Source organism: Octadecabacter algicola (assembly GCF_021532625.1).
In the GTDB taxonomy this organism is placed as follows: domain Bacteria; phylum Pseudomonadota; class Alphaproteobacteria; order Rhodobacterales; family Rhodobacteraceae; genus Octadecabacter; species Octadecabacter algicola.
Genome location: NZ_JAKGAR010000003.1, coordinates 166,791 through 180,313, shown reverse-complemented (window position 1 = coordinate 180,313; position 13,523 = coordinate 166,791). Strand labels below are relative to the sequence as shown.

At 52.8% G+C, this 13,523-nt stretch carries 13 protein-coding genes and 1 tRNA gene; 12 read left to right on the top strand and 2 right to left on the bottom strand.

The genetic code is table 11. The features are described from left to right. Positions 1 to 3 precede the first annotated feature (3 nt). The 4 genes from L0666_RS12005 to nusG all read left to right on the top strand — a co-directional run bounded on the left by L0666_RS12005 (position 4) and on the right by nusG (position 1,985). Positions 4 to 79, top strand: a tRNA-Trp gene (locus L0666_RS12005). A 49-nt stretch (positions 80 to 128) separates the two neighbouring features. Beyond that, the gene (locus tag L0666_RS12000) at positions 129 to 1,037 is read left to right on the top strand and encodes a hypothetical protein (RefSeq protein ID WP_235261605.1); all 909 of its coding nucleotides are present in this window, start codon (positions 129 to 131) and stop codon (positions 1,035 to 1,037) included. 71 nt (positions 1,038 to 1,108) lie between these two features. Continuing rightward, complete coding sequence (gene secE / locus L0666_RS11995) at positions 1,109 to 1,303, top strand: preprotein translocase subunit SecE (protein ID WP_235261604.1); 195 nt, start codon at positions 1,109 to 1,111, stop codon at positions 1,301 to 1,303. 148 nt (positions 1,304 to 1,451) lie between these two features. Beyond that, the gene (nusG, locus tag L0666_RS11990; protein WP_235261603.1) at positions 1,452 to 1,985 is read left to right on the top strand and encodes a transcription termination/antitermination protein NusG; all 534 of its coding nucleotides are present in this window, start codon (positions 1,452 to 1,454) and stop codon (positions 1,983 to 1,985) included. Between the two features lie 78 nt (positions 1,986 to 2,063). On the opposite strand, the gene L0666_RS11985 is transcribed toward nusG, so the two are convergent. After that, positions 2,064 to 3,098, bottom strand: coding sequence for a fatty acid desaturase (locus L0666_RS11985; protein WP_235261602.1), 1,035 nt, complete (start codon positions 3,096 to 3,098; stop codon positions 2,064 to 2,066). A 310-nt stretch (positions 3,099 to 3,408) separates the two neighbouring features. Between L0666_RS11985 and rplK the strand changes: the two genes are divergently transcribed. From rplK to L0666_RS11950, 7 genes are all read left to right on the top strand, one after another. After that, entirely contained in the window at positions 3,409 to 3,834 is a 426-nt protein-coding gene (rplK, locus tag L0666_RS11980) for a 50S ribosomal protein L11 (protein WP_235261601.1), read from the top strand. Position 3,835: 1 nt separating this feature from the next. Beyond that, positions 3,836 to 4,534: a 50S ribosomal protein L1 gene (gene rplA / locus L0666_RS11975; RefSeq protein ID WP_235261600.1), complete on the top strand. Its 699-nt coding sequence runs from the start codon at positions 3,836 to 3,838 to the stop codon at positions 4,532 to 4,534. A 175-nt stretch (positions 4,535 to 4,709) separates the two neighbouring features. Beyond that, positions 4,710 to 5,399, top strand: a complete 690-nt coding sequence (locus L0666_RS11970) for a hypothetical protein (RefSeq protein ID WP_235261599.1) — start codon at positions 4,710 to 4,712, stop codon at positions 5,397 to 5,399. 284 nt (positions 5,400 to 5,683) lie between these two features. Beyond that, the gene (gene rplJ / locus L0666_RS11965; protein ID WP_235261598.1) at positions 5,684 to 6,196 is read left to right on the top strand and encodes a 50S ribosomal protein L10; all 513 of its coding nucleotides are present in this window, start codon (positions 5,684 to 5,686) and stop codon (positions 6,194 to 6,196) included. Between the two features lie 70 nt (positions 6,197 to 6,266). Beyond that, positions 6,267 to 6,641, top strand: a complete 375-nt coding sequence (rplL, locus tag L0666_RS11960; protein WP_235261597.1) for a 50S ribosomal protein L7/L12 — start codon at positions 6,267 to 6,269, stop codon at positions 6,639 to 6,641. A 475-nt stretch (positions 6,642 to 7,116) separates the two neighbouring features. Then, on the top strand, positions 7,117 to 7,803 hold the full coding sequence (locus tag L0666_RS11955) for a hypothetical protein (RefSeq protein ID WP_235261596.1): 687 nt from the start codon (positions 7,117 to 7,119) through the stop codon (positions 7,801 to 7,803). 7 nt (positions 7,804 to 7,810) lie between these two features. After that, complete coding sequence (locus L0666_RS11950) at positions 7,811 to 8,182, top strand: PIN-like domain-containing protein (protein ID WP_235261595.1); 372 nt, start codon at positions 7,811 to 7,813, stop codon at positions 8,180 to 8,182. Between the two features lie 16 nt (positions 8,183 to 8,198). Here the strand turns inward: L0666_RS11950 and L0666_RS11945 are convergent, their stop codons facing one another. After that, positions 8,199 to 8,606 carry a BrnA antitoxin family protein gene (locus L0666_RS11945; RefSeq protein WP_235261594.1) on the bottom strand — a complete coding sequence of 136 codons (408 nt, stop codon included), beginning with the start codon at positions 8,604 to 8,606 and terminating at the stop codon, positions 8,199 to 8,201. Between the two features lie 530 nt (positions 8,607 to 9,136). Here L0666_RS11945 and rpoB point away from each other — a divergent pair. Continuing rightward, the gene (rpoB, locus tag L0666_RS11940) at positions 9,137 to 13,279 is read left to right on the top strand and encodes a DNA-directed RNA polymerase subunit beta (RefSeq protein ID WP_235261593.1); all 4,143 of its coding nucleotides are present in this window, start codon (positions 9,137 to 9,139) and stop codon (positions 13,277 to 13,279) included. The last annotated feature ends 244 nt before the right edge of the window (positions 13,280 to 13,523 follow it).

Genomic DNA, 13,523 nt, shown 5'->3' with positions numbered 1-13,523 from the left:
CTTAGGGGTTTAGCTCAGTTGGTAGAGCGACGGTCTCCAAAACCGTAGGTCGTGGGTTCGAGACCCTCAGCCCCTGCCAAGCCACCGCCGATTTCGCGCGCTAAAGATGCGTTAAACGGGAGAAAACCTTGCACACTTTACCGCAAACGATCTCGTTTCATATTGGCGCGCATAAAACCGCCTCGTCCCACCTCCAGAATGTCCTGTATAAGAATCGCGGTCTTTTGGCGGACGAAGGCATCCGATTGTTCGGCCCGCGATATTTACGCATGCGGGGGCGAAATCTTGCGGCGATGTTCGACACATCGTGGTCAGAAAGCCCGACACCACGCCGGACACCGAAACAACAACTGCAGTTTTTGACCAAGACCCGAAAACACCTTTTGCTGAGCGAAGAGAACTTTGTCGGCAATCTCGCCGATAGTCGGGGACGGGTTGTTAGGCCGCTCTATCCTGCAGCGGCCCAACGTCTCACTGAGGTGGTCGAGAAGTGGTCGCCAATTCCTGTAGACCTGTTTCTAGCTGTGCGTGATCCTGCTGCATATCTCGCGTCTGCCTATTCACAGGCGATGTTCGGAGGGGTCCATGTGCGCCCACGACAATATCGGTTGCGCAATGATTGGCGTGAGATCGATTGGGCAGAATATGTAGAACGGTTGCGCAGCGTTACGAGAGTTGGCCAGATCTATATTTGGCGTCAGGAAGACTATGAGCAGGTCTTACCGCAGGTGCTTTGCCGCATGTTGCGGTGGGACGATAGCAGTCGGATTGAACCAATCCACAATCGCGTGCATCAGGGGCTGTCTGTGACCGCAGTCCAAAAGACGATTGAGGCCGCAAGCGAAGGGCAAGTCGGTAACTTGGCGCGCGATGCACGTCGTGCTTATCCCGTGGGTGATCACCACAAGCAGTTCCAGCTGTATAATGCGTCGATCCTACGCCGCGCGGCCGAAGTTTATGCCACCCAAATGGCACGGATCGAACAATTAGACGGTGTGACAGTGTTGCATCCGCCGGCGGACCCTCTGAAGGGTTGAAACGACTGGCAAAGACGGTTACCTGCCTATCCAGCTAAGAAATTGGCGTTTCCGCCTTAAAAGGACAGACCATGGCCCGAACCAATCCAGTTCAATTTATTCAGCAGACCCGTGCCGAAATCGGCAAAGTTGTGTGGCCCAGCCGCCGCGAAGTGGTGTTGACCACTGTGATGGTGTTGATCATGGCTGCCGTTATGGCGTTGTTCTTTACGCTGGTTGACCTGATCATCCGGTCTGGCCTCGAAGGCGTGCTCAACGCTTTCTAGGGCGCAAATCGTTGCTGCCCCTTGAAGTGTCGCGCTCTGCGCGGTAGAGAATCCCCAAGTTTAGATGGCGTGCAACGGATGAGTTGCACGCCGCTTTTATTTCCGGGACTCTTCAGCGGTCTCGTTCGGATCAAAAAGGACAGATAAAATGGCACAGCGTTGGTATTCGGTTTCCGTGTTGTCGAACTTCGAAAAGAAGATTGCGGAAACGATCCGCACGACAGCCGAAGAGCAAGGTTTGGACGATCAGATCACAGAAGTTCTGGTGCCAACTGAAGAAGTCATCGAGGTTCGCCGCGGTAAGAAAGTCACCGCTGAGCGCCGCTTCATGCCTGGTTACGTTCTGGTTCACATGGAAATGTCCGATGAGGGCTACCACCTGATCAACTCCATCAACCGCGTTACTGGTTTCTTGGGCCCACAGGGTCGTCCGATGCCGATGCGGGATGCCGAAGTCCAGCAGATCCTCGGTCGTGTTGAAGAAGGTCAGGAAGCGCCACGTACGCTTATCAACTTCGAGATCGGCGAGAAGATCAAAGTCAACGACGGTCCGTTCGAAGACTTCGACGGTATGGTCGAAGAGGTCGATGACGAGAACCAGCGTCTTAAGGTTACAGTGTCCATCTTTGGCCGCGAAACACCGGTCGAGTTGGAATTCACGCAGGTTACGAAGCAGGGCTAAATCTGCGAAACCTTAATTGTCGAATGAAAAACGCCGCCCCAATTGGGGCGGCGTTTTGCGTTAACCGTTAAGTTATTCCTAGCGTTCTAGGGTACGCACTTGTGAAAACGAAATGAGTTGCTTTGTTTTCTCGTCCCACAGTTTCAGGCGGGCATTGCGAAAACTTTCGCCAATGGTCATGCGGTTGCCCTCTGCGAGTTCTTTGTGGTCGCGCAGCACTTCGGGCAAGCGGTAGAACGGAATACGTGCGTAGATGTGATGCACGTGGTGGATACCGATGTTGGCGCTCAACCATTGTAGCACGGACGGCATCACGTAGTGGGAGCTTCCTTGCAGGGCGGCGTCATGAACTTGCCAGTCTTCTTCGACGTCCCAGTGGGTATCTTCAAACTGGTGCTGTACGTAAAACAGCCACATGCCTGCCGTCGCTGCCAACAGCGTCGAAGGCAGGAACACAAGAAGGATCGGAGCCAAGCCACCGAAATACAGGATGATGCCGAGCGCCACGATGGACGCCGCATTGGTCGCCATTGCGCTGATCCAGTATTTAACGCTGTTCATCAAACCAAATGGCAGGCGGTTCTGCAGCAGGAAAAGGTAGCCCGGAGCCAAGCCAAACAAAACGACGGGGTTCCGGTACATACGGTACTGCAGCTTTCCCATTGGGGACAACGCAGCGTATTCAGCGACTGTCATTGTGTAGACGTCGCCAATCCCACGGCGATCAAGGTTGCCAGATGCGCCGTGGTGTATGGAATGGGTCCGGCGCCAAACGTCATAAGGCGTCAACGTCAACACACCCAACACGCGGCCAGTCCAGTCACTTAGGCTTCGGCTGTTAAAAAACGCACCGTGTCCGCAATCGTGCTGGATGCAAAATAGGCGCAACAAGAACGCCCCGTTTATCATCGAAATCGCAAAGGCTGCCCAGTAACTATAAGATAGGCTCCACCATGCGAGGGCCCAAAGGGCAATGAAAGGACCAATCGTGACCGCGAGCTCGAACCAGCTGCGCAAGGCGTTGGGCGTGCGGTAGAGTGCGAGGGTTCTAACCCATTCCTGACCGGAGCGGGGGGGCGTTGCGGGGCTAAGCCCCTCTGAATTCTTGTCCATATGCCTGCTTATGTTGTTTTCTGCCTAGTGCCATACAGAAAGAGCACGGGTTTGGAGATAGCTAAATGGGAATTTTGTCACTTTAGTTACCTCTACGGCGGTCAGAGGGCGTTTTGCCGCAGCATTTGCGGGTCTGACACCGCACTTGTCGACATCTCTCTTGCAAGAATCTCTAACCCCCGCTAATGGAGCAGCTTGTCGGATATCCGACATCCCATGTGGGAGGCGAGTCGCACGCGTGCGACAGACCAGACCACATCCACAAAGGTTACTGGAACGCGTCCCGTAACCGGACAAAAGGAGAAGCCTCATGGCTAAAAAAGTCGCTGGCACTATGAAGCTGCAAGTTGCAGCTGGCCAAGCCAACCCATCCCCACCTGTTGGCCCTGCATTGGGTCAACGCGGCATCAACATCATGGAATTCTGTAAAGCGTTCAACGCTAAGACAGCTGACCTTGAGCCAGGTGCCCCATGCCCAACGGTAATCACATATTACCAAGACAAATCCTTCTCTATGGATATCAAGACGCCACCAGCGTCCTATTTCCTCAAGAAGGCTGCCAAAGTGAAATCCGGCGCGAAAACTCCGTCCCGTGAAACTGTTGGTACTGTCACAACCAAGCAAGTTCGTGAAATTGCAGAGGCCAAAATGAAGGACCTCAACGCAAACGACATCGAAGGCGCAATGAAAATCATTCTGGGCTCCGCTCGGTCAATGGGCATCGAGGTTAAGTAAGATGGCAAAACTCGGAAAACGCACAACCGCCGCCCGCGAAGCATTCGCAGGCAAAGAGCTCGTCACTGTATCCGAAGCTGTTGCTTTGGTTAAAGACAACGCAAAAGCGAAATTCGATGAAACTATCGAAATCGCAGTTGTTCTTGGTGTTGACCCACGTCACGCAGACCAGATGGTTCGCGGCAAAGTTGCTCTGCCAAACGGCACAGGCAAAACTATGCGCGTTGCTGTCTTCGCTCGTGGTGACAAAGCTGACGAAGCTAAGGCTGCAGGCGCTGACATCGTTGGCGCAGAAGACCTGATGGAAACAGTTCAGTCCGGCAAGATCGAATTCGATCGCTGCATCGCGACACCTGACATGATGCCAATCGTTGGTCGTCTTGGTAAGGTTCTGGGCCCACGCAACCTGATGCCAAACCCAAAAGTTGGCACAGTGACAATGGACGTCAAAGACGCTGTTGAAGCTGCTAAGGGCGGCGAAGTTCAGTTCAAAGTCGAAAAAGCCGGTGTGGTTCACGCCGGTGTTGGCAAAGCGTCCTTCACTGCTGCAAAGCTCGAAGAGAACGTTCTGGCCTTCGTTGATGCGGTCCAGAAGGCAAAGCCATCTGGCACCAAAGGCACATACATGAAGAAGATCTCTTTGACTTCGACAATGGGCCCAGGTGTTACACTGAACGTCGACAACGCGACTGGGAACTAATCCCAAGACCTGCAAGGTCTATTGCACTATAAGAAAGGCGCCTCGCATGGGGCGCCTTTTTCTTTGGGCGAACCTACCCAAGTTTTGCCATGTCATCGTGATAGGGAAAGATTGAATTTTTAGTCGTTCGACCACGGCTTGAGAGAATGGATCACGAAATGCCGAGGTGAAGAAGGTGACAGAACAGAGCCAAGAAACCGCCTGTCGACGTATGGCATATTGGCTTTTGGTCGTGCTGTTGGCCTTTGACGTTTTGCTTATTGTACTGTCGGTCATTTGGCGGAACCCCGATCAACTGGCGGGCAAATCTGCCTTCGCGCTTGGCCCACCTTGGAGTATCCCAAGTATCTATATCTATTTGAAATGGGTCGTTGCGAGCCTTGTGTTGGCGATCGCGGCAAGAAAACATGGCGAAAAATGGTTAGGTTTGGCAGCCCTCGTATTCCTAATTTTGTTAATAGACGATTCCGGTGAGATTCACGAAAGCATAGGACGGGCCATTGGGCCGCTTCTACCTTTCGAAAATGCGTACTACCTTCGGGCTCAAGACTATGCATCGCTAATCGGGATGGCGTTGCTGGCCTTTCTGGTTTTTGGGACGCTCGCCCTCAGCCATCAATCGTCACCGCCCAAAGCACGGATCTGGCCACGCCGTCTGGTATACTTGATCCTAAGTTTGGCCTTTTTTGGTGTCGTAATGGACCTGCTCCACGGGATTGTGCGCCAATCAGGACGTGGAGGGAGTTGGAACTTGTTGGAAGTCGTCGCGATTCTTGAAGATGGTGGGGAAATGATGGTTGCGTCAGTTCTTTTGGTTGTGGCGGTATTTATGTCTCGTCTCCCCAAGGAAATTGTGCAGACGTAATCTTTGAAGCCTCTTCACAAACGGGCTCAACCTCTCTAAACGCACTCCTGCACATATGCCTTGATTCGTCGGGGCGTGCATTCGTCCGAGACGGTGGGTGGTCCTAGACCATAAATCCTGCCTGAGGCGGGAAAGACCGAGATTTACTGGCGCTCTCTATGAGTTCCACTCCTGATCGGCTCAACCCCGTTAAATTCGAGGACTTCTACGTTTGGCCCGCAAGGGTCAAGCAAACTTGAGCCGGGGCCGGAATTCTTCCCAAGCCCCATATTTGGAGTGAAACTGTGGATAGAGCACAAAAAGAACAATTGGTCGAAGATCTCGGCCAAATCTTTGAAAGCTCTGGCGTCGTTGTGGTATCCCACTACGAAGGCCTGACAGTTGCTGAGATGCAAGACCTGCGTGCCCGTGCACGTGAAGTCGACGCATCTGTACGCGTTGCCAAAAACAAGCTCGCCAAAATTGCCCTTGAAGGTAAGCCATGCGCAAGCATCGCGGATCACCTGACAGGCATGACCGTTCTTACTTATTCTGAGGATCCTGTGGCTGCGGCCAAGGTTGCTCAGACGTTTGCCAAAGAAAACGACAAGCTCGTTATCCTTGGCGGCGCTATGGGTGAGACGGCACTTGACGTCGCTGGTGTTAAAGCAGTGTCCGAAATGCCATCCCGTGAGGAGCTTATTGCTTCCATCGTGGGCTGCATCGGTGCACCTGCCTCCAACATCGCCGGCGCAATTGGCGCGCCTGCTTCCAACATCGCGAGCGTTCTCTCAACGATCGAAGAGAAAGCTGCCTGAAGCAACTTGAATGGCTGACGTAGGGAATACCCCCTGTCGTTGGAACACAAACTTAGAAATGGAAAAGCAAATGGCTGATCTGAAAAAACTTGCTGAAGAGATCGTCGGTCTGACACTTCTCGAAGCACAAGAACTGAAAACCATCCTCAAAGACGAGTATGGCATCGAACCAGCTGCCGGTGGCGCAGTAATGGTTGCTGGCGGCGGCGACGCTGGCGGCGCAGCAGCAGAAGAGAAGACTGAATTTGACGTCGTTCTCAAGAACGCAGGCGCGTCCAAAATCAACGTGATCAAAGAAGTTCGCGGCATCACTGGTCTTGGCTTGAAAGAAGCTAAAGACCTCGTAGAAGCTGGCGGCAAGATCAAAGAAGGCGTTGATAAAGCTGAAGCAGAAGACATCAAAGGCAAGCTGGAAGCAGCTGGCGCCGAAGTCGAAGTGGCCTAAGCCCTTCTCTTCGGAGCATACCTTTTTGGTATACGGAAACGGCGGTCCTTCGGGGCCGCCGTTTTTTGTTTGGGTTGCCCCCCATTTGTCGGCCGCCGCAACAAGGCCGGAGACAAAGCCTAGCCGCCGACCCATTGCTAACCCGCCCCGTTTTGCTAGAAGCAAACCTTCGGTTTGACGGTGCAGCGATTTTGCCGCCCGTGCTCTGTCTTAAAATCAAAGAGAATCGTGGCAACCATAAACTGCGAGACTGAAACGACTGGTGTTTCCGTTCGGGGCAGCGATGGCGCGGCTTATTAAGGGCGTGGTTCTTCGGACTTCAAGCGAGCCGTTCAAAAAAATATGGTTTCCTGAAATTCGCCATGTATTTTTTTTGTGTGAGTTCGTACAACACTGGTGACCAATTCGAATTTCTTCGATGCGGAACTCGCGTAAGAATTTCCTTAAAGAGGAAAAGCGCTCTATCGGAGGTCCCTTGCCATTAGACTTTGAAATTCTAGGCCGAGGCATTTACACGCCGCGGCAAGCTGCCAGACTGATTGGCGGTTCGCCCCAAGACGTGAGGCGCTGGACGCGAGGAAGTGGGCCATCTGAACCATTGTGGAATGCATACTATCAGGAAATAGATGACACAGCCGAACTTAGTTTTGCGGATCTGGTAGAACTACGTGTTGTGAGGGCTTTGCGTCGGGCGGGAATTACAATGCAGGCTATCCGCTATGCGATTGCCTTTGCTCAAGAGACGTTTGATATTGAAAAACCGCTTTCATCGAAGAAATTTCAAACGGACGGCTCGCAGATATTGATGCAAGCAATCGAGAATGACGGTGAGTTAGTCAGTCTGTCAAAAAGGTACCCTGGGCAAAAAGTTTTCGCCAAGGTAGTTTTGCCTTCATTGAAAAACCTAGAATATGATCGCGGCCATGTTGCGCGCTGGCGGCCGGCTCGCACAGATACTATTGTTATTGACCCAAAACGGCAGTTTGGAACACCTATTTTGGATGAATATGGTGTTTCAACCGAAACCCTATACTCTGAATTTCAGTCATTTGAGAACTTTTCCTATCTTTCGGAAATTTACGAGGTACCGAAAGCACTAATTAAAGACGCAATCAATTATGAGAGGCAATTAGATCAGGCCAGTGGTAAAAGTTCTGTTTGATCATAACATGCCGCCTGCAATCGCAAGAGCTTTAAACGAAGTGATTGCTAGATCAGGCCATGAAGCGTTCGCGCTGAAAGACAAGTTCCCTGTAAATATCGGGGATGTCGAGTATTTTTCTGAACTGGCAAAAGAAGAAGACTGGGTAGTAATAAGTAAAGACCTGAGGAACGCTAAACGGCCTCCTGAAAAAGCAGCGATCTTGCGATCTGGGGTTGTTGCGTTTTACCTTGCCAAAACGGTCCAGAAGCAAAAGATAAACGAGCAAGCGGCAACTATTCTGTGGCAGTGGGACAAGATCGTGCTCCAGCGTCAAAATAATGCAAATGGTATGTTTATTTTGCCGATCGGCAAGGGCACTAAATTTACCTCGGCCTGAATCTCGAGCTCCCCCTTCACTCCTCCAACATCACCTGCGTATCGCCCCACTTCGGTTGCATCCGGGCTTTTTCCAGCACCGCGTCGGGGCGCAAAATGTAATCCATCGTGTCCGGCCCTTCGATCAGCTTCGCCAGCCGGAAATGCATGAACGCCCGCAGCACGCGGTTCATGCGGGGTTGATACCCGGGGCCGAGGCCTTTGAAGAACCGCACCACGTCATCATCCAGTGAAATCGTCACCTTCTTGCGTTTGGGGTCTCGTTTGTCCTGATCCTCCCAAATCTTGTCCCAGTCGCGGGGCAGGGCGCGGGTTTCGTGCAGGAACCCCATCAGCTCGTAGTCCATCATCTTCATGGCATCGACGCCCAGCCCCCAATGTTTGAGGTCTGTTTTTGTCATCTGTTTTGGGTTCGCTTCACGCATGGTGCTCTCCTGTCTTGAGGGTGCCATCGTGACGTCAGCGGGTTAATCAGCCCCAAAACAGGCGTTCCGGCTCATAACCATATCGTAACCATACCGGACCCATACTGGTCCCATATGCGCTTTTTCTTGACCTTGGGTGCTCTTTGTCCCAAGATTAGGAGAAGGAAATCGGCGCACGATGTCTGGCGCACGATGGCGTTCGGCCTCTTGTCATTTCCTTAATCACAACCTATTTAGCAGGTTCACGCGGCTTCGATTGATTCGGGGCCGCTCTTTCTGTCTTGAAGCATGGAGCCACTTCACCCCCTAAAAACCGTTTGTTTTCAGGGGCCGGCAAAGCGTTTTGAGCAGGCCTACCTTGGTAAGCCTCCTGAAGTTTCGGGGTGTTTTCCAAGGCAGGATATGGGGTCGAGAGCTGCGCAATGGGTCGCGTGGCGAGAATGGACCCCTTTTTTGTCGTCTCGTATGGTCGCCCGTGCAGTCGCCCAACTGTTCGTGCGCCGGTGAGAATTTGAAAGGTGTCCAACCAAATGGCGCAAACGTTCCTCGGTCAGAAACGTCTCCGTAAATACTACGGAAAAATCCGCGAAGTCCTCGACATGCCGAACCTCATTGAGGTTCAGAAATCATCCTATGATCTGTTCCTGCGCTCAGGCGACAGTGACACGCCGCTTGACGGCGAAGGCATCAAAGGTGTTTTTCAGTCGGTCTTCCCAATTAAAGACTTTAACGAAACTTCCGTTCTCGAATTCGTAAAGTACGAGCTCGAAAAGCCGAAGTATGACGTTGAAGAGTGCCAGCAGCGCGACATGACATATGCCGCACCGCTTAAGGTTACTCTCCGTCTGATCGTGTTTGATGTGGATGAAGACACTGGCGCGAAGTCGGTTAAGGACATCAAGGAACAAGACGTTTTCATGGGCGACATGCCTTTGATGACGCCAAACGGCACGTTCGTTGTGAACGGTACTGAGCGTGTAATCGTTTCCCAGATGCACCGCTCACCTGGCGTTTTCTTTGACCACGACAAGGGTAAAACACACAGCTCGGGTAAGCTGTTGTTCGCATGTCGTATCATTCCTTACCGTGGCTCTTGGTTGGATTTCGAATTCGACGCCAAAGACCTCGTGTTCTGCCGCATCGACCGTCGCCGCAAATTGCCGGTAACGACGCTTCTGTACGCGCTTGGTCTCGACCAAGAGGCGATCATGAACGCCTACTACGATACGGTTGACTATACATTCGACAAGAAGGCGAAAGCTTGGAAAACCAAGTTCTTCCCAGAGCGCGTGCGCGGTACGCGCCCGACGTTCGATCTTGTCGATGCGAAGACTGGTGAAGTGATTGCTGAAGCCGGTAAGAAAGTCACTCCACGTGCCGTTAAGGCTCTGATTGACGCCGGTGAGGTCACTGAGCTGCTCGTTCCTTATGAGCAGATCGTCGGCAAATTCGCAGCCGAAGACATCATCAACGAAGAAACCGGTGCGATTTACGTCGAAGCCGGTGACGAGTTGACGCTAGAGTACGACAAAGCAGACGAATTGATCGGCGGTACGCTGAAAGAACTCGTTGATGCTGGCGTTAAAACGATCCCAGTTCTGGACATCGATAACGTCAATGTTGGCCCATACATGCGTAACACAATGGCGGCAGACAAAAACATGGGTCGCGAAACTGCGCTTATGGACATCTACCGCGTTATGCGCCCGGGCGAGCCGCCCACCGTTGATGCCGCTTCCACATTGTTTGACAGCCTGTTCTTCGACTCTGAGCGTTACGACCTGTCCGCAGTTGGTCGCGTTAAGATGAACATGCGTCTTGCCTTGGATGCCGAAGACACAATGCGCACATTGCGCAAAGAAGACATCGTTTCCTGCATCAAAGCGCTGGTTGAACTGCGCGACGGCAAGGGCGACGTGGACGACATTGACCACCTTGGTAACCGTCGTGTGCGTTCCGTTGGCGAGCTGATGGAAAACCAGTACCGTGTTGGTCTGCTTCGCATGGAGCGCGCCATCAAGGAGCGTATGTCCAGCGTCGAAATCGACACAGTGATGCCTCAGGACCTGATCAACGCGAAGCCAGCTGCTGCTGCGGTTCGTGAATTCTTCGGTTCCTCGCAGCTGTCTCAGTTCATGGACCAAACCAACCCGTTGTCCGAAGTCACGCACAAGCGCCGCTTGTCCGCGCTTGGGCCAGGTGGTCTGACACGTGAACGTGCAGGCTTTGAGGTTCGTGACGTTCACCCAACGCACTACGGTCGTATGTGTCCGATTGAGACACCGGAAGGCCCGAACATTGGTCTGATCAACTCGCTCGCAACATTTGCCCGCGTCAACAAGTATGGCTTCATCGAAACACCATACCGCGTTGTCACAGATGGCAAGGTAACGGACGAAGTTCACTACATGTCCGCGACCGAAGAAATGCGTCACACAGTGGCGCAGGCCAACGCGAACCTGAACGAAGACATGTCTTTCGTGAACGACCTCGTGTCCACACGTCAGAACGGTGAATACACACTCGCTCAGAACTCATCTGTTGATCTGATCGACGTTTCACCAAAGCAGTTGGTCTCCGTTGCGGCCTCCTTGATCCCGTTCCTTGAAAACGATGACGCCAACCGTGCCTTGATGGGTTCGAACATGATGCGTCAGGCGGTTCCGCTGCTTCAGGCAGAAGCTCCGCTTGTTGGTACCGGTATCGAAGAAGTGGTCGCACGGGATTCCGGCGCTGCGATCATGGCGAAACGCGGCGGTATCATCGACCAAGTTGATGCGACACGTATCGTTGTTCGCGCTACATCCGACCTTGAGGTTGGTGATCCAGGCGTTGACATCTACCGCATGCGCAAGTTCCAGCGTTCCAACCAGAACACATGTATCAACCAGCGCCCATTGGTGAAGGTTGGTGACACGGTTCTTAAGGGCGAAGTTATTGCTGACGGTCCATCCACGGACATCGGTGAATTGGCTCTCGGTAAAAACGTGGTCGTCGCGTTTATGCCTTGGAACGGCTACAACTACGAAGACTCCATTCTGATCTCCGAGCGTATCGTGCGTGACGACGTCTTCACTTCGATCCACATCGAAGAGTTCGAAGTCGCTGCACGTGACACCAAGCTTGGGCCAGAGGAAATCACACGCGATATTCCAAACGTCGGTGAGGAAGCCCTGCGCAACCTCGACGAAGCAGGTATCGTTTACATCGGCGCCGAAGTTGAGCCGGGTGACATCCTCGTTGGTAAGATCACACCGAAGGGCGAAAGCCCGATGACGCCGGAAGAAAAGCTTCTCCGCGCCATCTTTGGTGAGAAAGCATCTGACGTTCGTGACACATCCCTGCGCGTTAAGCCGGGTGATTTTGGTACGGTCGTTGAGGTTCGTGTGTTCAACCGCCACGGCGTTGAAAAAGACGAACGTGCGCTTCAGATCGAACGTGAAGAAGTCGAACGTCTTGCACGTGACCGCGACGATGAGATGACGATCCTTGATCGTAACATCTACGCGCGTCTGCGTTCTATGATCGAAGGCAAGACTGTTGCGAAGGGCCCGAAAGGCATCAAAACCGGCGCAACAATCGACGGCGCGATGCTCGAAGAGCTTCCACGCAGCCACTGGTGGCAGCTGGCTCTGAAAGAAGAAGACGACGCACAGATCGTAGAAGCCCTGAACGAACAGTACGAAGCGCAGAAGAAACTGCTCGACGCACGGTTCGAAGATAAGGTCGAAAAAGTGCGCCGCGGCGATGATCTGCCACCGGGCGTGATGAAGATGGTTAAAGTCTTCGTTGCGGTGAAGCGTAAGCTTCAGCCGGGCGATAAGATGGCGGGTCGTCACGGGAACAAAGGTGTTATTTCCAAGGTAGTCCCAATGGAAGACATGCCGTTCTTGCAAGACGGCACACCTGTCGACTTCTGTCTGAACCCACTCGGCGTTCCATCACGTATGAACGTTGGTCAGATTCTGGAAACTCACATGGGTTGGGCCGCTCGCGGTCTGGGCCTTGAGATTGACGAAGCGCTCGGTGAATACCGTCGCAACGGTGATCTGACACCTGTGAAAGAAGCGATGAAGATTGCTTACGGTGAAGATGTTTATTCTGAGGGCGTGGCTGACATGACCGACGATGAACTGATCGAAGCCGCGGGCAACGTCACACGTGGTGTTCCAATCGCAACGCCAGTCTTTGACGGCGCGAAAGAAGCTGACGTCAACGATGCGCTGACACGCGCAGGGTTCGATACATCTGGTCAATCGGTGCTGTTTGACGGCCGCACGGGTGAACAATTCTCCCGTAAGGTTACAGTAGGCGTTAAGTACCTGCTGAAACTGCACCACCTTGTCGATGACAAGATCCACGCACGTTCCACAGGACCATACTCCTTGGTCACGCAACAGCCGCTGGGTGGTAAAGCCCAGTTCGGTGGTCAGCGTTTCGGGGAAATGGAAGTCTGGGCACTCGAAGCATATGGCGCGGCATACACGCTGCAAGAGATGCTGACTGTGAAATCCGATGACGTGGCTGGCCGGACGAAAGTCTACGAAAGCATCGTTAAGGGCGAAGACAACTTTGAAGCTGGCGTGCCAGAATCGTTCAACGTTCTCGTGAAAGAAGTCCGAGGCCTTGGCCTTAATATGGAACTCTTGGATGCTGCGGAGGATGATGAATAAGTCCGATGAATATGGAGAACGATATTGGCATACGGTGATACACTATTTTTGCTCGCCATCGTCGTTCTCCCCTTCATCGGGGCGTGGTTCGCTTGGAAAGTATGGAAGACTCGAAAATCTCAATCACCAAAGATAGCTGGTTTTCTTCTTGCTCTCACAATCCTCGCGCTCGCAGCTCACATCGCATTCATAATTTTCTTGATCAACGGCCTCAGCGAAATGCCTTTTTGATCACTGCTCTTGA

Excerpts from the sequence above, each read along its gene's own strand:
- rpoB (WP_235261593.1), top strand. The coding sequence starts at position 9,137 with ATGGCGCAAACGTTCCTCGGTCAGAAACGTCTCCGTAAATACTACGGA.
- rplA (WP_235261600.1), top strand. The coding sequence starts at position 3,836 with ATGGCAAAACTCGGAAAACGCACAACCGCCGCCCGCGAAGCATTCGCA.
- rplL (WP_235261597.1), top strand. The coding sequence starts at position 6,267 with ATGGCTGATCTGAAAAAACTTGCTGAAGAGATCGTCGGTCTGACACTT.
- L0666_RS11950 (WP_235261595.1), top strand. The coding sequence starts at position 7,811 with ATGCCGCCTGCAATCGCAAGAGCTTTAAACGAAGTGATTGCTAGATCA.
- rplK (WP_235261601.1), top strand. The coding sequence starts at position 3,409 with ATGGCTAAAAAAGTCGCTGGCACTATGAAGCTGCAAGTTGCAGCTGGC.
- L0666_RS11985 (WP_235261602.1), bottom strand. The coding sequence starts at position 3,098 with ATGGACAAGAATTCAGAGGGGCTTAGCCCCGCAACGCCCCCCCGCTCC.
- nusG (WP_235261603.1), top strand. The coding sequence starts at position 1,452 with ATGGCACAGCGTTGGTATTCGGTTTCCGTGTTGTCGAACTTCGAAAAG.
- secE (WP_235261604.1), top strand. The coding sequence starts at position 1,109 with ATGGCCCGAACCAATCCAGTTCAATTTATTCAGCAGACCCGTGCCGAA.
- L0666_RS11945 (WP_235261594.1), bottom strand. The coding sequence starts at position 8,606 with ATGCGTGAAGCGAACCCAAAACAGATGACAAAAACAGACCTCAAACAT.